Source organism: Paenibacillus sp. CFBP 13594, assembly GCF_014842675.1.
Taxonomy (GTDB): domain Bacteria; phylum Bacillota; class Bacilli; order Paenibacillales; family Paenibacillaceae; genus Paenibacillus; species Paenibacillus amylolyticus_B.
The window spans coordinates 726,782-748,865 of record NZ_JACYVQ010000001.1; the positions used below are offsets into that span (position 1 = coordinate 726,782).

The window sequence follows — 22,084 nt, forward strand, 5'->3', positions numbered from 1 at the left end:
CCCCATCTTTTTATATTCCAGATATGAGGCATAAATCCTATCTTATCGTATATAAAACATATTCCTGAGCAAAGGCTCATTCGAGCTATATAGCTGCCCAAAACGTGAACATCCTGTGATGGTTGCCGTTGCTCCAGACGTATATGCACTTTAAAACCTATCGCGAATTAAAATACAATGATAAACACAAAACAATCTCTGATTTTTATTCAGAGATTGTTTTGTGTTTATTTATTCGTTGAATAGTTGAAAGTTATAGACAGAGATCGATTCATTATCAGAAGAAATATCTATTTCAGCATCAACTTTAAAAACATCACGTAACATTTTTGGTGTAATAACATTTTGAGGAGCACCATGGTCATAAAGTTCTCCAGCTTGAAGCACAATGATTTGATCAGAGATCATGGCTGCCTGATTAATATCATGTAGCACCAAGATGATTGTGATGCCCTGTTCGATATTTAAGCGTTTAATTAGTTCAATAATCTCAAACTGGTGATGAATATCCAGGTAAGAGGTAGGTTCATCTAATAACAAAATAGCAGGCTGTTGAGCTAGTGCCATTGCGATCCATGCTCTCTGGCGCTCTCCTCCAGATAAGGTATCTACTGTTCTTTCTGATAAATCCACTAAATGTGTAAGTGAGATGGCTTGATCAACAATGAATTGATCTTCTTGATTTAATCGTTCAAATTTCCTTTTGTGAGGGAAACGGCCATACTCAATGAGCTGTCTAACAGTAACTTCGGGATTACTCTCATGTACTTGCATTAAAAAAGCTAATTCTCTGGCAAAAGCTTTTCTGCTCCATGTATTGATATCACTATTCTTAAATAAAATCTTTCCATCCGTAGTCAGAATTTGCTTTCCCAGCGCCTTTAAAAGTGTACTTTTACCACAGCCATTGGGTCCAAGAATACTGTGGATCTTTCCTGCTTCAAACCGAAGGTTTAGAGCCGAAATTACCTCGTTTTCATGATATCCAATATGAACATTCTTTGTCTCTAGTGTCATATCGTTCTCTTCTTTCGTAACAAATATAAGAAAAATGGAGCGCCTATCACACCCATAATAATACCCACTGGCAGCTCAATTGGTGCGAAGGCAACACGGCCAATGGTATCCGATAAACACAGAACGGTCACTCCCAGCAGCGCTGAAGCAGGCAGCAATATCCGATAATCATTCCCCACAAGAATCCTTGCAGCATGAGGAACAATTAAGCCAACAAACCCGAGTAGACCCACAATACTTATAGCACTGGCAGCAAGGAGCGCGCTTATAGCAATAAACCATAAACGATAACCCTCCGTGTTTAGTCCCAGTGATCTTGATTCTGGATCGCCGAGTAACAGTACATTCATACGTTGGGCGCTTAACAATGCCAATATTAATCCAATAATGCTGTAAGGAATGATCGTCTCCACATGCCCCCAGCTTTTTGCGGATAGACTTCCTACCATAAAGGAAACCGCTCCTTGTATGCGGTCACTATAAAATGTATACAGTGCTGAGACTCCAGAATTTAAAAAAGCAGAAGCTGCAACTCCAGCAAGAATAATCCTCATAGGAGATACGCCCTTGTCCCAAGCGAGCAAATAGATCAATAAGGCTGATGTCAATGCTCCTACAAATGCAACAGGTACTAACAAATGTGAGAAGGCAGGGAAGACCAGTAGCATGGTTGTCCCAAATAAACCTGCACCGGAGGAAACACCGATAATATGGGGATCAGCCATAGGGTTACGCATAACCCCTTGTAATAATGCACCGGAAAGAGCTAAATTAATGCCTACAAAAACGGCTACAAGTGTACGTGGCAGTCTAATATTCCATATAATCGTGTAGTAGTCCGAATCTGTGTTGCCAAGTAAAACACTTAAAATGGACCGTACATCTACAGAAACAGCTCCAAAAGCTAAACTGATTATGACGCTAAGTATAGCGAAGATCATAAAAAGTCCAATAATGAAGAGTTTCCAGCTCATCCTGTTTTTTAACTGATTATTCTCAATCATAAATATCTAATTCGTTTGACTTGGAGTGATCAAGTCTGCCATATATTTATAGGATTCGGCAACATCAACACCAGGAGCCATTACAAATTTATCTTTTGGAAGAAAATACATTTGGTCATTTGAAATGGCTGAAAGTGAGCTCCAGGCTGGATTTGATTTGAAGTTGTTTTCGATCATTTCTTTAGCTTCATCATTCGTTGTGTGGGAAAGAATAAAGAGATAATCCGGATTGATCATCACCATCTCTTCCATACTAAACGGGATATATCCGGCAAAAGCTTCGCCATCTATGGATACTGTTGCATTACGCAGTTTCAACTGATCTGCAATATCTATTGCTATTGTTGAACTCTGTTCAACATATGCAGTGTCTCCCATAACGGTTAGTATGGCATAAGTATGCATTTCTTGTTCATCTGGAATCTGCTCGATAACTTGATTGATCTCTGAGTTCATCTTATTTACAAGCTCTTCCGCTTTTGGTTCATTACCTGTAATTTTCCCCATCAAAATCGTATTCTGTTTTATGTCTTCAATAGATTGGGTGTTAAGATTTGCTAAAGGGATATTAGCTTCTTTGAAAGTTTCTCTGAATTTACCATGGTCAAAGCGCTGGCCAATCACCAAATCAGGCTTTAACTCTAATACCTTTTCCATATTAACTTCGTGCATAAAACCTACTTTCGGTACTTTTATCGCTTCTTTAGGCGGTTCAATGTTAAAGGGAGTCGGAACACCGACTGCTTTCCCTCCAACTTGATAGAAGGAGTAAAGAACTTGCTCATTCAAGATCACAATATTTTGAGGTTTATCCTGGAGTGTAACGGTTTCCCCGTCAAAGTCTTTAAAAGTTAGATAAGGTTCAGATGGTTGATTAATAGTAACTTCCTCTCTGTTGCTCTCTTGTTGTTGTGAAGTATTTTGACAACCACTTACAATTACCAGCATGATTAAAATAAAGACTGTAAATTTAAATCGATCCTTCATCAGTTTTCTCCCCTTTTTAGATCTTTTTTCTTAAAGCCGTATTTATCCCTAGTTCACACTTTAATTATGATGGCTTGTCTGCTACTAGCCGCTTCATCTACGAGGAAGCCTTCTTTCTCACATTTAAATAAGCTTATCCTTAGATTTATAATAGATGAATGGCTCAGTTGAGCTATTCGAGGGAGACAAAATGGTATAATTTCAAACAATTTGTGAACCTGGTTCTTATACCTGAAAAAAGCTCTCTTTATACATGATTTGAATAAAAGATGCCCCCCAATGATGTATTTGATCATTGGGGGGCATCTTTTAGATATCAGTTTAATTCAGATATGAGTATAAATAATACCGGCTCCTTATAATAGGAAAAGTCGCTATTACAGCGAATTTAATGGTGTTATCTTGTGTTCAAGGTGCTTACATATGCTGTAGACCCCAGTTTTGCAATTGTAACAAAATCGGTGTGAGACTATGTCCTTTATCTGTTAGTGAGTATTCGACACGAGGAGGCATTTCAGCATAAGCAACGCGGTTCACTAGCCCACCTTCTTCAAGCTCACGCAATTGACGCGTAAGTGTGCGATGTGTCACCGTGGAGAGCGATTTTTGTAGTTCGTTAAACCGTATAATATCTTTATTCAATAAATGGTACAAAATCAGAATTTTCCACTTGCCGCCGATTGCATTGACTGCAAATTCAACCGGACAAGTACTGCAATTTTCCAGTGGTTCGATCTCCATAAGTTTACCTCCAAAAGTATCACAAGAGATACCTGATATCCCGAATGTGCGTACTTACATAAAGTTTGTGAGTTAGTTATTATAAATATAACATTTAGTTCGATACTGAACAAATGAATGTAACTATAAGGAGCTGTTGTATATATGGAAACGATATTAGTCTATGGAGCGTCAGGGGTACAAGGTGGAGCCGTAGCAAGATTGTTAACCTCCAAAGGGGTAGCTGTTCGCACCATTACACGTCATGACAAAAACGTAACGGCTTTAAAAGAGCAAGGTATAGAGGCATTTGTAGGTGATCTGTCTGCACCAGAAACGTTGAAAGATGTTAACAGCGGTGTTAGTAAAGTCTTCTTGAATATGCCAATTGAGTATGACACAGCATTAATGAAGCAGCAAATTACAAATGCCGTTGAAGCTGCGCGACAAGCGCACGTTAAATTGATCGTTGTGAATTCGAATGGATTTTTACCAGAACAGCCAACCGACACCAAAACGTTGGATGTAAAACGAGAATTGATCGAGTACGTACAACAAAGTGGTATTCCAACTATTTTGGTAAAACCCACACTCTATATGGAAAACTTCTTGATTCCGGGTCTGATCAATAATGGAATGCTCTTCTACCCTGTACCAGCAGATAAACCGATCCCATGGATCAGCTCCGAAGACGCAGCGCAATATCATTATTATGCGCTAACCCATCCTGAGCTGGCAGGACAAGTGCTGTTAGCTCCAGGTCCGGAAGCACTTACTGGTGCAGAACTCGGCGAGCGCTTTACGCAAGCGTTGGGACAAGATATAACCTTCAATTTCCTGAACTATGATGATTTTGAAACAGCTCTCTCTCCAGTAATGGGGGCGGACCAAGCAGCTGGTATTGGAGGCTTCTATCGTTGGATTGGAGCTAATATTGATTCCCTGAACTATTATGACGTGAAAGATCGCGTGGTTGTCCCTGATCTCCAACTGACCTCGCTGAAGGATTGGTTGCAACAACCGCATGTAAAAACAATTTTTGGTTCTTAAGAATAGATCCAGTAACATCGCTCTAGAATTCGTTGCAATAATACTTTAATCTCTCAGGGAATGTGCTATAGTACATTCCCTGAGAGATTATTTTATCAGCCACCCTACACTTTATGTTGTCTCTCTCTGAATCAGTCTTTGGAGCTACAAAACGGAATGACTCACCAGGTTATTAACGTAATTAAAGTTTCATTTTTTGAAGACGTAATGAATTAAGTACAACTGACACACTACTGAATGCCATCGCTGCACCAGCCAGCCAAGGAGCCAGAAGACCAATGGCAGCAATAGGAATACCTACTACGTTGTATGCGAGCGCCCAAAAAAGATTCTGTTTAATATTTCGCATCGTTCTTTTACTTAATTCAATAGCATCTGCAACACTGTTGAGATCTCCGCGCATGAGTGTAACATCCGCAGCCTCTACGGCAACGTCAGTGCCTGTTCCGATGGCCATGCCGATATTAGACACCGCTAAAGCGGGCGCATCGTTAATCCCATCACCTACCATGGCTACAATCTGCCCCATGTGCTGTAATCTCTCTACTTCAGCAGCTTTTTCCTCCGGTTGAATGCATGCAATGACTGTGGTGATCCCGACTTGGCTTGCAACAGCACGAGCTGTGTGTACGTTGTCACCAGTCATTAACACCACTTCGATTCCCATCGCTTGAAGCCGGCTAACCGCTTGTGCAGATGTTTCCTTTACGGTATCCGCAACAGCAACCATTCCAGCCCATTCATTGTCTACTGCCACGAGCATTACTGTTTTTCCCTGACCCTCCAATTCAGACATATAGGCCAATGCTTCTGTAGGAATCTGCACCATAGCATCGGCTAGTAGTCGGCGTGTTCCAACGAGAATATCCTGGTTGTAACCACGTGCACGTACGCCAGATCCCGGAATATTCTCAAACTGTTCTGGCGTGAACATGATTTTTATATCTTTGTCTCTGATCCCCTCTATAATCGCTTGGGCGAGAGGATGTTCAGAGCTAGACTCAGCAATCCCAACCCGCTTCAACAGTTCGTTGGTTGACCAAGCCGGTGCAGACATTACATCGGTCATAACTGGTTTTCCGTGAGTAACAGTGCCCGTTTTATCGAGAATAACCGTCTGAATGTGTTGCGCAGTCTCCAGATGCTCCCCACCTTTGAACAAAATACCATATTCGGCAGCACGCCCCGAACCAGCCATTATGGATGTTGGTGTAGCTAAGCCCAGTGCGCATGGGCAGGCAATCACCAAAACTGCAATTGCTCTCTCTAGAGCAGCGCTGAATCCTTCTGAGTTTTCGAAGATCAATGACAATATAAAGGTTACCACAGCTATGCCTACGACCACAGGTACGAAAATCCCTGAAATTGAATCAGCTACGCGTTGGATCGGAGCTTTCGATCCTTGTGCTTGTTCCACGATATGGATGATCCGGGATAACGCACTATCAGCACCGACCTGAGTTGCGCGAATAACAAGACGTCCATTTTTGTTCAAGGTCGCACCGGTTACACGATCGCCAAACTTCTTATCCACAGGCAGACTTTCTCCGGTTAACATCGACTCGTCTACGGAGGAAGCCCCCTCCTCAACAATCCCATCCACAGGAATCTTTTCGCCAGGCTTCACGATGACTAGATCATTAACGAGTACATATTCGGGAAGAAGCTCTGTCTCCTCACCGTTTCGGAGAACCCGAGCACTTCTCGGAGCCAGTTGCATCAAGCTTTTAATAGATTGCGCAGATCTTCCTTTAGCCAGAGCCTCCAGCCACTTACCGAGCAATATCAATGTAATCAACACGGCGCTGGTTTCGAAATACAAATTAACAGGTCCTTGAGTGGCCGTGTTTACAACCTCTGTCACCGGGACGCCTCCTCCATGATTATGACCAGATGTACCACCGGTACTAGTTAGCGATGTTAAATATAAACTATACAAGTAAGCTGAACTTGTCCCAAGTGCGACGAGCACATCCATATTGGCACTTCGATTTTTCAAAGCTATATATGCACCTTTATAAAATTGTGATCCTAAATAGAACTGTATGGGCGTTGCAAGCAGCCATTGGAACAGTGGATTCATAAATACATCAGGAACCCATATCCAAGATGTGAACGAGAAATGTGACACCATGGCCCATAATAAGGGAAAAGACAGGACGGCTGACAAGATCCACTTCCATTTTTTGCGTTGAATCTCCTGTTCCCTCATGGATAGAGCTTCTGCCTCTGTAGCTTTTATACGTGCTTCAAAACCCAGTTGCCTGATTTTATAAATGAGGTCGGAACCTTTCAGTGTTCCAGCTACAAATTCTACATGCCCTGACTCCAGAGCCAAGTTTACATTCACACGCGTCACCCCCGGGAGACGACTGAGGCCTTTTTCGATGCGTGCTGAGCAGGCTGCACAAGTCATACCTGAAATATTTAGGTCAACGGAAGTCGAAGCAGTTCCGAAGCCTAAGTTATCTATTTTATTGCGAAGGGACTGAATATCTACTAAAGCGGGGTCATATGCTACCGTTGCTTCCTCTGTAGTTAAATTTACATTCGCCTGTCTAACACCGTTCAAGCGGGTTAGTGCTTTCTCGATCCTGGTTGAGCATGATGCACAAGTCATACCTGTAATCTGAAGCGTAGTTTGGCGATGTCCAGCATCGTTTGCATTTGTTGGTTGCCCTGACGTGGAGCTGCTATCAATATTGTGCATAAATTTTGCCTCTCCTTATCTGTACGTTAGCCGTACATGAAATTCTTACCGTTTTATTCCGGATGTCGTTTGGCCTCCGATACAAGCCCCTGTTCCAATGCGTAACGTGTAAGTTGAACGCGATTTTGTAACTGCAACTTTTGTAATATGTTTTTCAGATGATTCTTAACCGTGTATTCAGAGATATCACATCTACCTGCAATCTCTTTATTCGTCCATCCAGCTGCCACTCCGTATAAAATCTCCAGCTCCCTGGTTGTCAGTTTAACAATGGGTTCCTTGTGTTCGATCACGTTGACTTCCTTTAGAATTTGATAAGCCACGTCCCTTGACAAGGGAGCTTCCTCGTTAATAATTGAATGTAAGTACTCTAGCCATGTCGAGGGCTCCAGATTTTTAAGCAGATAACCTTGGGCTCCGCGTTTTAGAGCTTCCAGCAAATGAAGCATATCGTCCGACACAGTTATCATGACAATTTTCACATAAGGAAACGTAAGCTTGATTCTGCGAGTTGCCTCCAGTCCATCCAAGACTGGCATTTGAATATCCATTAAAATAAGGTCTGGAAGCCACTTTTCCATGAAGTCGATTGCTTCTTGACCGTTAGAGACGATACCGATAACGTTAAAGTGGTTATCCATTTCCAAAATCTCACGGATAGCTTCCCTTGCATGTGCATGATCATCAACAACCAAGACTCTTGTTGTGGTGGTTAATGTCATGTTAGAGCCCCCTTGTGAATCTCAACGATCGTCTCTCTGTCCTCTCGATACATGTTCATGATCCATCCCATCTCATTGCAGCGTTCTTTCATAATACGTAGACCGAATTTTCCTTTTTTGGCAAACGGATCGCCATCGAACCCTTTTCCGTTATCCTTAACTGTAACCTTCCAGCTATGGCTCATTCCTATCGCTGTAATTGATCCTGCTGTGGCAGAAGCATACTTGTTCATGTTGATGAGCGCTTCTCGAATACAGGCTAGCAGTTCAACCTTTTCTTTTTCATCTAGCTGGTGATCTTTTAATTCCCAATGAATATTGATTTGCGTACGTACGTCCTTGGCCATGACATGAACTTGTTCCACAAGTGTTGATGATATTGGCGTGGAGGATTGACTTACATCCCGATCGAGACGAAGATTGGTGATCGCTTGCCTTACATAACGGTTCACTTCATGAATCGTTTTGCGGATGGACAAAATGTTCTGTTCCTGCTGTTTCTCGTTACTTCCCTTTTCTAACTTTTCGGCCTTGACTGACAGCAAAAAAAGGGATTGAGCAATCCCATCATGAAGCTCTCGTGCCAGTTGTTCGCGTGCTTCAAGCGCAGCTTTTTCGGAGCGTTCCGTTTCCAATTCCTTCTGTATTTTTTCTAAAATGCGAAATAGTTGGGTTAATAGTGTGATACTGACGACATACACTAGAACCGGAGTTAACCAATTGCCTAAGTCCATTGAGATATAGGGTAAAAGGAATTGATGTCTGACATATTCCCAGATGGCAACAGTGAAAGTTGGAATGAACAGAATCATCCATTTGATTTGTTTATAAGACATAGGTTACTCCTCACAATCTGTAATCCAATTTAAGATGGCGATCACTCCGGACTCCGGAACCTATATCCGTATCCCCATAAAGTCTGAATGATCTCATTTCCTTTTGAATATTGGGCAAAAAGCTTTTCGCGCAATCGTTTGATGTGAGTATCGATAGTACGTTGATCATAAATTTCTTTGTGAGATGACTTCCATACTTGGATAAGCAATTCTTCTCGGGAAAACGCTCTTTCCTGATGTGTAGCGAGAAAATAGAGTAATTCGTATTCTTTTGGCGTCAGATGTACTTCATTATCTTGAACCAAAACACGCCGAGCAGAAGGTTGGATCAGAATCTCGTCAATAAGGACCTCGTTGCTTGATGTGCTTTTAAAATCATGCAAGCTGATTCCTTGTGTGCGAGCCACAATACTTTGAATACGCAGGACAACTTCTCTGGGGCTGAACGGTTTGGAAACATAATCGTCGGCTCCTGCCTTGAAACCTTCGATTCGATCCTTTTCTTCGGAATACTCAGACAACATGATGATCGGAATCTCATGATAGTTGTGCTTCATATATTTGCAGATCTCAATCCCATTCATATCGGGCAACGATAAATCAAGCAACATCAGATCGTAATTTCCATTGTTTAAATAACATTTCTGAATGGCTTGGCCTCCACTGGAGGCTTCGTCTACAATGAAACCCTCTTTTTCCAAATACCTTCTCATCAGCACTCGAATTCTAGTTTCATGGTCTATCAATAAAATTTTTTTGTGAATATTGGCCACTTGCTTCCCCTCCATTGCATGAACCACAGAACTTGATGTCACAGGTTTACTGAAAATCATAACTGCATCTGTCCATTAACTGAATGGCTCTGTAGGGCTATCAGAAACATGTAATATCGTTCAAATGTAAACAAATCATGAACATACCTGATAACCGGTTTACAACAAGTCCTAGATACATAAATGAAAGAATAAAGTAGGATCTGCTACAAAACTGTACGCGATATATCGCTCTTCTCTTGTGTATTTGTTCTTATTGGCCAAAAAGGCCGAAAAGCAGCTCTCTGTGCATGACAGAAACCACTTTTCGGCCTTTTTTCAGGTAATACAGATAATGCGATTAAGGAAAGCATGTCTCTACGCTTACCCTCTAACTTCTCTAAGACAATGTCATTTGGTGTTCTTTGAAAGTAGGAATTGACTTAAATAAACAGGTTATGATTAGCTTGGGATGCTTCTCCCAGATAGTAACCGACCCCACCAATTGTAACTTGATCTATTAATTCTTCACGCTGAATGCCCATTAAATCCATGGACATTTGGCAGGCTACCAACTCAGCCCCTTGTGCAATGACGGACTCTATCAACTCTTCTAAAGACGGAACGTTATTATTTTTCATCAGGCCACGGATAATTTTTGGACCAACACCAAGCATATTCATTTTGGACATGCCAAGCTTTTTGCTTCCACGTGGCAGCATCATATCAAACATCCGGCCAATCATGGTTTTGGATACAGGCTGCGTCTGATGCTTCCGAATAACATTCAATCCCCAAAATGTGAAAAACATCGTTACTTTACGTCCACTTGCTGCAGCTCCATTTGCAATAATAAGAGAGGCAATGGCTTTATCTAGATCGCCGCTAAAGACAACCATCGTGCTAGCGGGATCATGGTGGCTAGGCGAATCGGAAATGGGTTTTACTGAATTCTTGGCAATGACAGCCTCAATAATTCCGCCTTTGATTCGTTCCAGATGTAAGAGTGCGGACCCAGACATGGTTGCCCATGCTTTCACATCTTCATAGAATCCTGGATCGGAAGCTTTAACCCGCAAGGTCTCTCCATTCGATAGTTGATCCATTTTCTGCTTCACTTGTATCAGCGGACCCGGACAACTTAAACCGCATACATTCAACTCATTATCGATACGCTGTGGCTCAGTCGAAGCAGTGGGAATTGGCCCTGATTCCTTCACGCCTAGCCCAGGCTCATGATGATCTGGTTTTGCAGGAGAAAATGGAGCCGGCTTAAACTGGGCTTGGCGATCTGTTTTATAGCCTCCACTCAAGTTTTTCACGCTAAATCCATGCTGACGCAGGATTTGCGAAGCCGTATATCCACGTAAACCAACCTGACAGTATACCCAGATATCTTTGGATGAGTCTAGTTCATCTAACCGCTGACGAAGCTCATCCACTGAAATATTTATTGAACCCGGAATATTCCCATTACGATGCTCCAGAGCACTGCGAACATCCAGTAGTATAGACTGGTCTGGCTTGCGCTCAGACAGCTGATCATAGGTGAACGTTTGAACACGTCCAGCTGTAATATTCTCTGCTGCGTACCCAGCCATATTCACTGGATCTTTTGCAGAAGAATAAGGTGGGGCGTAACTCAGTTCAAGCTCGGTTAAATCTCGGATATGACCGCCAAAATGTATGGCTACAGCAATATCATCAATCCGTTTATCCACTCCGTCATAACCGACTGCTTGTGCACCTAGAATCTTACCTTCCGGTGTGAAAAGCAACTTAAGAGTAATCGCGCTGGAACCTGGATAATACGATGCATGAGAGGCAGGATGCACGATTACGGTTCTATAATCAACACCAAGACGCTTTAGTGTTTTTTCATTGCTCCCCGTAGTTGCTCCTGTCATTCCAAATACTTTGATAATGGACGTACCTTGTGTTCCTTTGTATGTGGAACTAAGTCCGGCAATTCGATCAGCAACAATTCTTCCCTGTTTATTGGCAGGTCCGGCAAGTGGAATAGCTGTCTTCGTACCATGAATGGTCTCAGTTACTTCGATGGCATCGCCAACTGCATAAATATGTGGCACGCTGCTTTCTAGAGCTTCATTTACAATGATATGTCCACGTGTGCCCAGAGAAACGCCGCTACTTTTCAGAAAAGATGTATCCGGGGTTACCCCTATCGCAAGAATAACCAGGTCAGCTGTCAGAACATGACCATCAGCAAGCTCTACTCCAATGCCCTGCTCAAGGGAATGAAATCCCTGAACACGCTGGGAGAACAGCATGTTAACACCATTCAGCTCCATTTCCTGGGCCAAAGCTGCTGCTAATTCAGGATCAAATGGGGTGAGTAGCTGTCCATTACCCTCGATTAACGTTACTTCCAATCCAGCTTCCTTTAAGTTTTCTGCCATTTCAACACCAATAAATCCACCACCTATAACGATTGATGATCGGTTGTTAGATGAATTTATTTGTTCTTTGATACGATCAATATCAGGAATGCTACGTACGGTGTAAATCAGTGGATTGTCCTTACCCGGTATATCGGGAACCATTGGTTTTGCACCTGGTGACAAAATTAACTCATCATAGCTTTCTTCATAATGGCCACGCTCTTGGCTCTGCACTCGAACCGTACGTTTTTGCGGATCAATAGCCATGACCTCGCTTTTTGTACGCACATCAATACGAAAGCGATCTGCCATCCCTTTTGGTGTTTGTACCAGCAGACGCTCTCGCTCATCAATCGAGCCACCAATATAATAAGGTAAACCACAATTGGCAAACGATATATAGGGGCCTTTCTCAAAGATAATAATTTCGGCATGTTCATCCAGACGGCGCAGCCGTGCAGCCGCAGATGCACCCCCAGCTACACCGCCAACAATCAGTATTTTTTTGCTCATGATTCACAGTCTTCCTTTCCAAACAAAGTAATTATAATCTGTTCGACCCGTTGATCGGCAAGCACATAATTCACTTCAAGACCATTCCGTTCTGTAGCGACAATACCGGCACTGCGAAGCTTCTGCAAGTGCTGTGATACGGTTGATTGGGGAAGATCCAGACACTCCTGCATATATGAAACATTACATTTCTTTTTTTGCATCAGTCCACGCACAATACATAAACGAATCGGGTGAGATAAAGCTTTCAGCAGATTAGCGGGTTCGTCGAACTGTTTTAAAGTATTCATATCAAAAGCGGGTGTGGTCAAAAGTATCCCTCCTAAACCGTTATAACGTAATATTACGATATAACGGTTTTTATGTCAATGTGCTCTCTTAAATTCACATTCATCACGCAGCGCTTTATTCTGAGAAAAGGTATAAAACACATTGAACGAGGAATTATACCTTTTTAGTTGTTACTTATAGAAAATTAAATACGTTTAGTCATGTAGTAGTTATAGAATTCTGTTTTTTTATTTCTTGTATAGATAGATGTAAAGTATAATTCCCATACTCAAGAATATCGTCCAGAAAACGATTCAATTGCTCTTGAGAGCTAGTTTTAATTTTTAAATGGTAACAGCCTTCTCCCGATACGCGGTGAACCTCTAATACCTCCCTTCGATCGTCCATTAATCTTATAAACGAATGATGGTTAGCTGTTTTCATATAGAAAATGATAAAAGCTGTAAAGGTTAGTCCCATTTTCGTTTCATCAACTATTGCAGAATAACCTTTTATAACACCACTTTCCTCAAGTTTTTTTATACGATTTCCTACTGCTTGCCCTGTCATATGAATCTGTTCACCTAATTCTTTCCATTGGATACGTGCATTTTCAGATAGTATCCGAAGGATCTGAAAATCAATATGATCAAGTTCCATAATAAATTCCTTTCACCATGAATTTTTTTAGGACAAAAGTGTTTCGTTAACTTATCGAATAAAATTACAATTCGATTTATGATTATAGTGTAACAAAATATTTTATACGAGGTGGAGAATAATGAGCACAGCTCTAATTATTGTAGATATTCAAAATGACTATTTCCCGAATGGGAAGATGGAATTAAGCAATCCTGAAAAAGCAGCTTCTAATGCTGCAAAAGTGCTTGATTGGTTCAGAAAAAACCACAAGGATAATATTTTCCATGTTCAACATATCGCAAGTGACCCAGCGATTGGTTTCTTTCTTCCAGATTCGGAAGGTGTAAAAATACATGAGGCTGTTCTACCATTAGAAAATGAAAGTATTATTATAAAGCACTCCCCTAACAGCTTTTTGAATACCGAATTACAAAGCAAACTTAAAGAGAAAGAAATAACCAAAGTAGTGGTTGTAGGGATGATGACACATATGTGTATTGATGCAACCGTTAGAGCTGCAGTGGATCTCGGCTATGAAACAACACTTATTGAAGATGCATGTGCAACGAGAGAGCTATCCTATCAAAATAAGGTCGTACCAGCTGAACAGGTCCATTATGCCTTTGTCGGCGCACTTAATGGCATGTATTGCGATGTGAAATCGACTGAAGATTTCACATCGCAATAAGAAATAAACACGATATTACAGAGCACAATAGTTCAGATCAAAGTTGAAGGTGAAAAACTTCGCAACCAGTTGCAAAATTATTTTATTGTAAAATAATAAAAGTAGAAAACATAAGGTCACTTCCACTCTGTCAAGCAAAGTGGGAGTGACCTTTGTTTATGTTGACCTTATTATGAATTAAACATCCAGATTCTGACCATTTGACTCAATAACCTTCTTGTACCATTCGAATGATTTTTTTTTGGAGCGTTTTAATGTTCCTTGACCGTCGTCGTCCCGGTCAACATAAATGAATCCATATCTTTTTTTCATTTCGCCAGTACTGGCACTCACAATATCAATCGGTCCCCAGACAGTATACCCAAGCAAATCAACGCCGTCGTAGTCGACAGCATCTCTCATCGCCTGAATATGCTCGCTTAGATAAGCAATTCGATAGTCATCTTCAACATATCCGTTCTCATTCGCTATATCTGCAGCACCGAGCCCATTTTCTACGATGAATAAAGGTTTTTGATATCGATCATAAATGTTGTTCATCGTAATCCGCAAACCGAGTGGATCAATTTGCCAGCCCCAGTCACTAGCTTTCAAGTAGGGGTTAGGCAAGCTGGGGAACAAATTGCCTCCAATCGTATCCGTTTGTGTAGGATCAGCGCTAACCACACTGGAAGAATAGTACGAGAATCCGATAAAATCAACGGTGTGCTGTTTTAGTAACTCCTGATCCCCTTTTTCGAATGGGAGAACTATATTTTTGCGCTCAAGATCTTTGAGGGTATACGCAGGATACTCACCTCTCACCTGAACGTCAATGAAGAAGTAGCTTTGGTTCTCAACCTGCTTCGCTTTCCATATATCCTGTGGGTGGCATGTTCTAGGATACGGAGCATTGGCAGCAAGCATACAACCTACCATATTTTCCGGATCAACTTCATGGGCAATTTTGGTGGCCAACGCACTGGCTACCAGTTCATGGTGACTGGCTGTGAACTTTACAGCTTCCGCGTCTTCGTGTTCTTCAATGAACAGCCCAGCTGCTAAAAATGGCGCTTCTAAGACCATGTTAATTTCATTAAAAGTAATCCAATATTTAACCAAGCCTTTGTAACGATTAAATATCACCGTACACAGTCTTTCATAGAAATGAACCATTTTTCTGTTCCGCCATGAACCATACTCCTTGACCAAATGCATTGGAACATCAAAGTGAGTAATGGTGACGAGGGGTTCAATATTATACTTTTGGCACTCTTTGAACAAGTCTTCGTAGAATTGAAGCCCAGCCTCATTAGGCTCTGTCTCATCCCCCTTGGGAAAAATACGACTCCACGCAATCGACAAGCGATATACCTTGAAACCCATTTCGGCAAACAAGGCAATATCTTCTTTAAAATGGTGATACATATCGATTGCTTCTTTGGCAGGATAGTAATAATTTTCGTCAAAGTCAAACATTTTAGTTTTTCCCATAAGCACACTTTCTCGCACATCGCCAGTCGGGCTCAAATCAACGTTTGCTAGTCCTCTGCCGTCCGCATTGTAAGCTCCCTCTGATTGGTTGGCCGAGGTTGCTCCTCCCCATAAGAACCCATCTTTAAATCCCAAATTTATCGTCTCCCTCTATTTATAAAATATATAATTATTCTCTTACAACAAGCCTGTAAGCAGCACATCGCCTGCGTTCACTTTATTTTCTTTGGTCTCGACGATTTCCAGATAATTCTCCGTGTTTGTAACAATCATTGGCGTTTCTAAGGAGTATCCTTCTTTCTCGATCTCAGCAATGTTAAATTCGACCAGTTTCTGTCCCTGTTGCACAATGTCCCCTTCTTGAACGAAGCTTTCAAAGTGTTTTCCTTTCAACCGAACGGTGTTAAAACCAATGTGAATCAATACTTCCATTCCTTCATCCGAAATTATTCCAACGGCATGTTTGGTCGGGAATAGCGTAACGATCCTTCCGGCAAAGGGGGCAAACAGCTCGCCTGTAGAAGGACGAATTCCAATCCCTCGGCCAAGTAGTTCTTGCGAGAAAGCCCCATCCTGCACATCTTTAATCGGAATGATCTCCCCGTTCATCGGACTGAGCATCGTATGTTTTTTTCCAGTCTTAGACATCGATTGAGGTGGATCTACAGACAATGTAGTAGAGTCAGCTTCCGTCTTATCATCCTTAAACATGACGAGTGTTAATGCAAACGAGACAACCATGGCAAACACTACACCAATGATGGCAATCATAATATTAGACGTGCCTGGTTCATTAGGGTCGAACATCGTCAAAAACTCAAATATACCAAATCCACCAAAAGTAAACTCTCTAAGGTTGTACAGTCCATAAAATCCACCGGCAACACCCGAAACGATACAGCTCATAATAAACAGCTTCTTGCGCGGCAGGATAATACCGTAAACGACAGGTTCAGTGATGCCAAACAATGCAGAAATGGCCGAAGGGAAGCCAAGAGCCTTAAGCTTTTTATCCTTGGTTTTCACGATAATTGCAAGCACAATGGCCAACTGGGCAAATGATGTTGCAAAGACGGAAGCCATGATGGTGTCGTAACCCATGCTCGTAATGTTGTTAATATATAAAGGGATGAGTCCCCAATGCAGTCCGAACACGACAAGTACTTGCCAGGAGAGCCCCAAAAGGAATCCTGCAAATAATGGACTTGCGTCTCGTGCCACCAGTATGCCTTGAGCAATCAATTCAGACGCATAACTCGCAACAGGTCCGATCAATAAGAAGCCCAAGGATAAGGAAATCAGCACCGTGACCATCGGTACCATGAAAAATTTAACCGCACTCGGAACAATTTTATCCAGCGTACGTTGAACTTTAGAAGCAAAGTAAACTACGATGATGATTGGGAGAACAGTGGATGTGTAGTTCATACTGATCAATGGAACGCCGAACACATCCAGATAAACTGGAGAACTGAAGGCAGATCCGCTGAATAGCGTGTAAAGTGGCTCTCTGGATCCTGCCAAGGCATCCAACTGAATAGCGGGGTAACACATAGCTAATCCAATGAGTATACCGATAAAGGGTTGTACTTTAAACTTGTTAGCAGATGTATATCCCAAAAATACAGGGAGGAACATGAACATAGCATCCCCCATGGTATTAATGATCATATATGCCCCGCTATCCGTTGTATAAAGATTTAGTGTGCTCAACAACGTATTGAAGCCTTTCAGCATCCCTGCAGCTAATAGAATGCCGAGAATAGGTTGAAACAAGTTTGATATTACATCAACAAAAGCGTCCAGCGGCTTTTTCTTTTTAACACCTTTTTCGGTTGAAGAACTCGTATTGTCTGGATTCAGTTTAACCAGTGAGCTAACCTCCGAATAAACTTCAGAAACATGATTTCCAATAACGACTTGATATTGCCCACCTGAACGTAAGACAGTTACTACCCCGTCCAGCTTTTTCATAACTTCATCATTGGGTATGGAATCGTCCTTCAGATGAAATCTTAACCTTGTAACGCAATGAGTGAGGTCACCGATGTTATCTGATCCCCCTAATTGATTCACAATCTCTTCCGCTAACTGCTGATATTTTCCCATTATGTTCTCCTCCATATTCTAGCTGAAACAGCATAGTGAAGGGTTTGGCCAACTTAATGTCACCATCCTGGCTTGCTTTTAAACCCTCACCTCCTTTCATAGTTACGTTATGATCGAGTCTTATACACCACACGTTGAATGTGGACCGTCAAATACAGCTTTTCTTCACCCGTAAGGCTGTAATTGTAGTTGTTTTTGATGTAGGTTTCGATTTTCCCGACACAACGAAACGCATTCTGATGTTTCTCTTTTATCACATCCAGAAGATCCTGATCGCTTTCATTCTCATGCAAATTTCCACTGATTAATCGTTGAGCAAAAAATTTCAGATGCGTAATAAATCGATAGAATGCTACGGATTGCTCATCGAATTCAATTTGAAAATAATACCTGACAATGTCGCTAATTTCCTGAATGATTTTAGTCACTCTGTAGATATCCTGACTTTCTTGGCGATCCTCCGCATTGACGATGTGCAAAGCAAGAAAACCAGCCTCATCTTCCGGAAACTGAATATCAAAAGACTCCTTGATGAATTGAAGCGCCTTCAAACCAACCTTATACTCATCCGCGTAAAACCGTTTAATATCCCAAAGTAAAGCATTTTTGAGGGAGATTCCGTCTCTAAAACGGCTTACGGTTGAGAAAATATGGTCGCTGAGCGATATATATACACTATCATTCAGTTTTTTGCCTAGCGTCATTTTTGCGAAATTTATGATTCTATCCGCAACATCGAAGTAATCTAAAGGGATTTCCGTCAGAAGTTCCTGGAATTTGATAAATGCCTCCTTGGTAGAAAGGGAGTAAATTTTATCAATGCTTTGCTCGTCAAGAGCATCGCCTATTCTCTTTTGGTAAGCAATTCCTTTGCCCATCACAATGACTTCCTGGCCCAATTTATCTTGTGTAACCGCCACATTATTGTTAAGGATCTTAAGAATAATCATCTCATTTCCCCCCTTAATACAAATAAAAAGACCCACCCGCACATCTCGAAATAAACGCTAAATATAGCGCAAATTCACGATGTGCAAGCAGGTCTAGCTTGTAATTAAACAATCACTATCCTTAACTCGCATTCTCATTATAGCCGCGGACGAAAGATTTAGCAATAACCATTTTAATTTATTCAACTGCTTGTTTTTGCCTTAAATCTGTTGCACAGCCATTAATGAAACGCTTCATTGCATACATGGACACGGAGATGCCACGTTTCCCTTATTAGTTGAAAGAAAAACACCTCTAGCAGCATACAACTGCCGAAAGCCCCGACGTGCCAGAATTCTGGCAGCTTTTTTTCGCTGAATCCAACTGCGGGAAAAGATGAATACTTCATCATGCGGCTCAATATGTTTGCTCCACAATACAGGCAGTCTGCCAACCGAGATATTTATTGTGCCCGGAATATGACCAGTCCAATACTCGCTCGCGTCTCTGACATCCAGGATTTTCACCTTTCCCCAACGTTCTTGAGTGAGGTCCAAGTCCTCGATATTAATATAAGTAAGGGAACGCAGAGGCCATAGTTGAGTCAGTCCCCATATACCCGCCAGCCCCAATAAGATATAAATCAATGTCATCGTACTATCCCTTCCTCCACAAAATTGCAAGACCTGAAACTTGCTTGAACTTTTTCCCCAAGCTACGTGACAATGCCAGACATCCTTCTTACCAAAAGCGTTTCAATTCATGGAATCCATCGCTGTTTTCATCGTATCGTACGTAATTGCACCTTGAAATTTTTGGCGAATAATCCCACTGGAATCAATCATATAGGTGGTCGGGTACGAGTGGATCGCAAATAAATCAGCTACCCGTGCCTTCTCATCTTTCAAAATAGGGAAGGTTACATTATATTTTCGAAGGAATGTTGACACCTCCTCTATCGAATCTTCCGTATAACTCAAATTGATCCCTATGACGACAACGTTCTGATCTTTATACTCTTCATGAAATTTCTCGATATGTGGCATTTCGGCACGACACGGCGGGCACCAAGTGGCCCAGAAATTCAGCAAAACCCGTTTTCCCTTCAATTCAGTCAGCGACATTTCTTCGTTATCCAGGGATGCCAGCTCAAAATTTGGTGCAATTTTGCCCACCTGGATGCCTGTTTCTATGCCGTTGATACCGTTCGCGTTATCATGAAACTTCAATTCATTTTGTTCGCGCAGATGATCGTAGACTCCCCATACAACCAAGCCTGTCAGAAAAACGCCAACGAGCATATTACGAATATTTTTCACGAGCAGTAGTCCTCCATTAGAAACTGAAAAATGAGTACTTGGCAAGCATTGCACTTAATCGTTGGAAACTCCCGGTATACAGCATAATGCCCAAAGCCACCATGATGGCTCCATTGAATATGCTCAACAGAGGAAGGGCCCGATTAATGAGCTTAACGATTGATAGCGAAAATGTAACTAAAAGTGAAATAAGCAAAAAAGGAATACCCAAGCCTAATGAATAAGCCGCTAAGAAACCAATCCCTTGATATAGGGATTCAGAAGAACCAGCCAAGATTAATATGGAGGATAATGCGAGTCCTACACACGGCGTCCAACCTGCACCAAAGGCCAGTCCGAGAAAAAAGGAACCGAACCAGCCACCATATTTTTTTTCGTTTTGCAAGGGCTTGGAATTCATCAATAACTTGAGTTTCAGCAAACCCATCATCTGCAATCCGAATACGATAATTAAAATACCGCCGAACTTCTCGATTAATTCCCTGCGCATAGAAATGAAACTCCCAATGGCACTAGCGGAAGCTCCCATAAATACGAAAATAACGCCAAAACCAAGGATAAAACCGATCGATCGGAGGAATAATTGTTTCCGATTCGCCGCAATCCTTCCTACTTCAACCATTGTATCCGAGATATGTGAAACATAAGCAGGTACAAGCGGGAAGACACAAGGGGAGAAAAACGAAAGCGCACCTGCTGTAAATGCTACTAAAAGCGTCACTTGTTCCAAATCGTCACTCCTTCACGGACCAGATTCCCCCATGGAATAAAATCAATCGTGTTCGGTTCGCCTCTCCAGCATGATTTTAGTCAAAAAAGAGATGCATGCTGCACTAAGAAAAAAAAGCTGTTCAGCGGCAATTCCGTGTAAAACAAATTCATTGTTTCCGTCCACAAAGGCGATCACTGCTCTGCCCACGCTGTACCATAAGACGGTTACTACCAATCCTAGAAAAGACAACATACGTTGGTTGCTGAATTTGAATTGAGTGATGACCATAACCAAGCCGAGCAAGCCTAACGCTAAAGATCGAACTCCTCCTTGGAGAAGGATAAAATATAACAGACCATACAAGGCTGATGAAGCCAGGTAGAACGTCAGCAAGAGGTCAGGGAACATAAAGAAAGAAAATTTCTTTCTCCACGTATGAATCATCAACACGATGCAGCCATACAAGGCAGCAATCCAGAGGCCATTTGTTCCTCCGTTAAAGTAGATCAGGGACAACGGATCGTGAATGACCAGCTGAAAGTCCAAAATCAGCGGGCTGAGTTTCCAAATAAAGAGACCTGCAATCAAAATGTTTGTCATGAGATGATCGATCGAAGTTCCTTCAACGTTTCGCAGTACATGCAGACGCCATTTTAAGACAAAATAACCTGCAAGTACGGAAGCACTTCTGATCAGCAGTTCCAAGCTAATATTGAAAGAACCAATTGTAATAGACTCCAAGGCGTATCTCCTATTCGAGTGCACAGCCGGCACAAGTAATCAAGGGAAATGAATCAAGCTGGCTCCAAATTTGATAGGTGCCAGCTTGATTAAGTGTGACTTTTGCCCGCTGTCGTTCCCAAGAGTTCAGATTCATTGGGTTTACATGGACTGGGTGTACAGTTCATATATCTGATCAAGTTTATGCTTCAATTCGTTAAAGCGAACAAATCGATCTGCTATGACATATTCCTTCTGTTCTATGATCAGCAACATGATCGGAGCTGTGAAAATCATATATTTCTCTGCTATGCTCTCTACATTGTGAATGTCGATATGCCCCAATTGAATCTTAGGATATTCTTCTAATAGCATTTTGATCTTAGGGAGCAATGCATGACAAACACTGCAATTCGTTTGAGATACATATAAAAAACTTAATTCATGTTCACTAACAAACCGTTCCACCATATCTAGCGAAGTTAATTCCATCATTTCTTTCATATCT

Annotated in this window: 21 protein-coding genes; 2 read left to right on the forward strand and 19 right to left on the reverse strand. The window is 41.7% G+C overall.

The annotated features are described in order from the left end of the window. Positions 1-231: 231 nt before the first annotated feature. From IFU39_RS03415 to IFU39_RS03430, 4 genes are all read right to left on the reverse strand, one after another. Complete coding sequence (locus tag IFU39_RS03415) at positions 232-1,017, reverse strand: ABC transporter ATP-binding protein (protein ID WP_192131269.1); 786 nt, start codon at positions 1,015-1,017, stop codon at positions 232-234. Then, complete coding sequence (locus IFU39_RS03420) at positions 1,014-1,991, reverse strand: FecCD family ABC transporter permease (protein ID WP_105599163.1); 978 nt, start codon at positions 1,989-1,991, stop codon at positions 1,014-1,016. Before IFU39_RS03420 ends, IFU39_RS03415 begins: the two co-directional genes overlap by 4 nt. Before the next feature lie 36 nt (positions 1,992-2,027). Beyond that, complete coding sequence (locus IFU39_RS03425; protein ID WP_105599004.1) at positions 2,028-3,008, reverse strand: ABC transporter substrate-binding protein; 981 nt, start codon at positions 3,006-3,008, stop codon at positions 2,028-2,030. 417 nt (positions 3,009-3,425) lie between these two features. After that, positions 3,426-3,749 carry a winged helix-turn-helix transcriptional regulator gene (locus tag IFU39_RS03430; protein WP_105599002.1) on the reverse strand — a complete coding sequence of 108 codons (324 nt, stop codon included), beginning with the start codon at positions 3,747-3,749 and terminating at the stop codon, positions 3,426-3,428. A 144-nt stretch (positions 3,750-3,893) separates the two neighbouring features. Here IFU39_RS03430 and IFU39_RS03435 point away from each other — a divergent pair, with 144 nt between their 5' ends. Beyond that, a complete protein-coding gene (locus IFU39_RS03435) occupies positions 3,894-4,778 on the forward strand; it encodes an SDR family oxidoreductase (protein ID WP_105599001.1) in 885 nt (294 codons plus the stop codon). 181 nt (positions 4,779-4,959) lie between these two features. Here the strand turns inward: IFU39_RS03435 and IFU39_RS03440 are convergent, their stop codons facing one another. The 7 genes from IFU39_RS03440 to IFU39_RS03470 form a co-directional block, all read right to left on the reverse strand. Continuing rightward, entirely contained in the window at positions 4,960-7,398 is a 2,439-nt protein-coding gene (locus tag IFU39_RS03440; protein WP_244660902.1) for a heavy metal translocating P-type ATPase, read from the reverse strand. 143 nt (positions 7,399-7,541) lie between these two features. After that, positions 7,542-8,210, reverse strand: a complete 669-nt coding sequence (locus IFU39_RS03445; RefSeq protein WP_105598999.1) for a response regulator — start codon at positions 8,208-8,210, stop codon at positions 7,542-7,544. Then, on the reverse strand, positions 8,207-9,046 hold the full coding sequence (locus IFU39_RS03450; protein ID WP_062328998.1) for a sensor histidine kinase: 840 nt from the start codon (positions 9,044-9,046) through the stop codon (positions 8,207-8,209). The genes IFU39_RS03445 and IFU39_RS03450 overlap by 4 nt, the downstream gene beginning before the upstream one ends. Before the next feature lie 41 nt (positions 9,047-9,087). Then, positions 9,088-9,792, reverse strand: a complete 705-nt coding sequence (locus IFU39_RS03455) for a response regulator transcription factor (protein WP_206759544.1) — start codon at positions 9,790-9,792, stop codon at positions 9,088-9,090. 449 nt (positions 9,793-10,241) lie between these two features. After that, entirely contained in the window at positions 10,242-12,713 is a 2,472-nt protein-coding gene (locus tag IFU39_RS03460) for an FAD-dependent oxidoreductase (RefSeq protein ID WP_192131277.1), read from the reverse strand. After that, a complete protein-coding gene (locus tag IFU39_RS03465) occupies positions 12,710-13,003 on the reverse strand; it encodes an ArsR/SmtB family transcription factor (protein ID WP_076331795.1) in 294 nt (97 codons plus the stop codon). Before IFU39_RS03465 ends, IFU39_RS03460 begins: the two co-directional genes overlap by 4 nt. Positions 13,004-13,202: 199 nt before the next feature. Next, positions 13,203-13,643: an Lrp/AsnC family transcriptional regulator gene (locus IFU39_RS03470; RefSeq protein WP_076331722.1), complete on the reverse strand. Its 441-nt coding sequence runs from the start codon at positions 13,641-13,643 to the stop codon at positions 13,203-13,205. Between the two features lie 121 nt (positions 13,644-13,764). On the opposite strand from IFU39_RS03470, the gene IFU39_RS03475 reads away from it, so the two are divergent. Further along, entirely contained in the window at positions 13,765-14,313 is a 549-nt protein-coding gene (locus IFU39_RS03475) for a cysteine hydrolase family protein (protein ID WP_076331723.1), read from the forward strand. A 177-nt stretch (positions 14,314-14,490) separates the two neighbouring features. Here the strand turns inward: IFU39_RS03475 and IFU39_RS03480 are convergent, their stop codons facing one another. The 8 genes from IFU39_RS03480 to IFU39_RS03515 form a co-directional block, all read right to left on the reverse strand. Next, the gene (locus tag IFU39_RS03480) at positions 14,491-15,921 is read right to left on the reverse strand and encodes a 6-phospho-beta-glucosidase (protein ID WP_197997658.1); all 1,431 of its coding nucleotides are present in this window, start codon (positions 15,919-15,921) and stop codon (positions 14,491-14,493) included. 42 nt (positions 15,922-15,963) lie between these two features. Beyond that, complete coding sequence (locus IFU39_RS03485; RefSeq protein WP_192131279.1) at positions 15,964-17,895, reverse strand: beta-glucoside-specific PTS transporter subunit IIABC; 1,932 nt, start codon at positions 17,893-17,895, stop codon at positions 15,964-15,966. A gap of 107 nt (positions 17,896-18,002) precedes the next feature. Continuing rightward, positions 18,003-18,845, reverse strand: coding sequence for a BglG family transcription antiterminator LicT (gene licT, locus IFU39_RS03490; RefSeq protein WP_192131281.1), 843 nt, complete (start codon positions 18,843-18,845; stop codon positions 18,003-18,005). A 234-nt stretch (positions 18,846-19,079) separates the two neighbouring features. Further along, positions 19,080-19,478 carry a rhodanese-like domain-containing protein gene (locus IFU39_RS03495; protein ID WP_192131283.1) on the reverse strand — a complete coding sequence of 133 codons (399 nt, stop codon included), beginning with the start codon at positions 19,476-19,478 and terminating at the stop codon, positions 19,080-19,082. 102 nt (positions 19,479-19,580) lie between these two features. Further along, a complete protein-coding gene (locus tag IFU39_RS03500) occupies positions 19,581-20,144 on the reverse strand; it encodes a redoxin domain-containing protein (RefSeq protein ID WP_192131285.1) in 564 nt (187 codons plus the stop codon). A 16-nt stretch (positions 20,145-20,160) separates the two neighbouring features. Beyond that, positions 20,161-20,865: a cytochrome c biogenesis CcdA family protein gene (locus IFU39_RS03505; protein ID WP_105599162.1), complete on the reverse strand. Its 705-nt coding sequence runs from the start codon at positions 20,863-20,865 to the stop codon at positions 20,161-20,163. Between the two features lie 51 nt (positions 20,866-20,916). Continuing rightward, a complete protein-coding gene (locus IFU39_RS03510) occupies positions 20,917-21,597 on the reverse strand; it encodes a hypothetical protein (RefSeq protein WP_105598997.1) in 681 nt (226 codons plus the stop codon). A 141-nt stretch (positions 21,598-21,738) separates the two neighbouring features. Continuing rightward, positions 21,739-22,080, reverse strand: coding sequence for a thioredoxin family protein (locus tag IFU39_RS03515; RefSeq protein WP_192131287.1), 342 nt, complete (start codon positions 22,078-22,080; stop codon positions 21,739-21,741). Between the last annotated feature and the right edge of the window lie 4 nt (positions 22,081-22,084).

Coding starts and splice junctions, on each gene's coding strand:
- IFU39_RS03415 (WP_192131269.1), bottom strand. CDS start 1,017: ATGACACTAGAGACAAAGAATGTTCATATTGGATATCATGAAAACGAG.
- IFU39_RS03420 (WP_105599163.1), bottom strand. CDS start 1,991: ATGAGCTGGAAACTCTTCATTATTGGACTTTTTATGATCTTCGCTATA.
- IFU39_RS03425 (WP_105599004.1), bottom strand. CDS start 3,008: ATGAAGGATCGATTTAAATTTACAGTCTTTATTTTAATCATGCTGGTA.
- IFU39_RS03430 (WP_105599002.1), bottom strand. CDS start 3,749: ATGGAGATCGAACCACTGGAAAATTGCAGTACTTGTCCGGTTGAATTT.
- IFU39_RS03435 (WP_105599001.1), top strand. CDS start 3,894: ATGGAAACGATATTAGTCTATGGAGCGTCAGGGGTACAAGGTGGAGCC.
- IFU39_RS03440 (WP_244660902.1), bottom strand. CDS start 7,398: ATGACTTGTGCATCATGCTCAACCAGGATCGAGAAAGCACTAACCCGC.
- IFU39_RS03445 (WP_105598999.1), bottom strand. CDS start 8,210: ATGACATTAACCACCACAACAAGAGTCTTGGTTGTTGATGATCATGCA.
- IFU39_RS03450 (WP_062328998.1), bottom strand. CDS start 9,046: ATGTCTTATAAACAAATCAAATGGATGATTCTGTTCATTCCAACTTTC.
- IFU39_RS03460 (WP_192131277.1), bottom strand. CDS start 12,713: ATGAGCAAAAAAATACTGATTGTTGGCGGTGTAGCTGGGGGTGCATCT.
- IFU39_RS03465 (WP_076331795.1), bottom strand. CDS start 13,003: ATGAATACTTTAAAACAGTTCGACGAACCCGCTAATCTGCTGAAAGCT.
- IFU39_RS03470 (WP_076331722.1), bottom strand. CDS start 13,643: ATGGAACTTGATCATATTGATTTTCAGATCCTTCGGATACTATCTGAA.
- IFU39_RS03475 (WP_076331723.1), top strand. CDS start 13,765: ATGAGCACAGCTCTAATTATTGTAGATATTCAAAATGACTATTTCCCG.
- IFU39_RS03485 (WP_192131279.1), bottom strand. CDS start 17,895: ATGGGAAAATATCAGCAGTTAGCGGAAGAGATTGTGAATCAATTAGGG.
- licT (WP_192131281.1), bottom strand. CDS start 18,845: ATGATTATTCTTAAGATCCTTAACAATAATGTGGCGGTTACACAAGAT.
- IFU39_RS03495 (WP_192131283.1), bottom strand. CDS start 19,478: ATGACATTGATTTATATCTTATTGGGGCTGGCGGGTATATGGGGACTG.
- IFU39_RS03515 (WP_192131287.1), bottom strand. CDS start 22,080: ATGAAAGAAATGATGGAATTAACTTCGCTAGATATGGTGGAACGGTTT.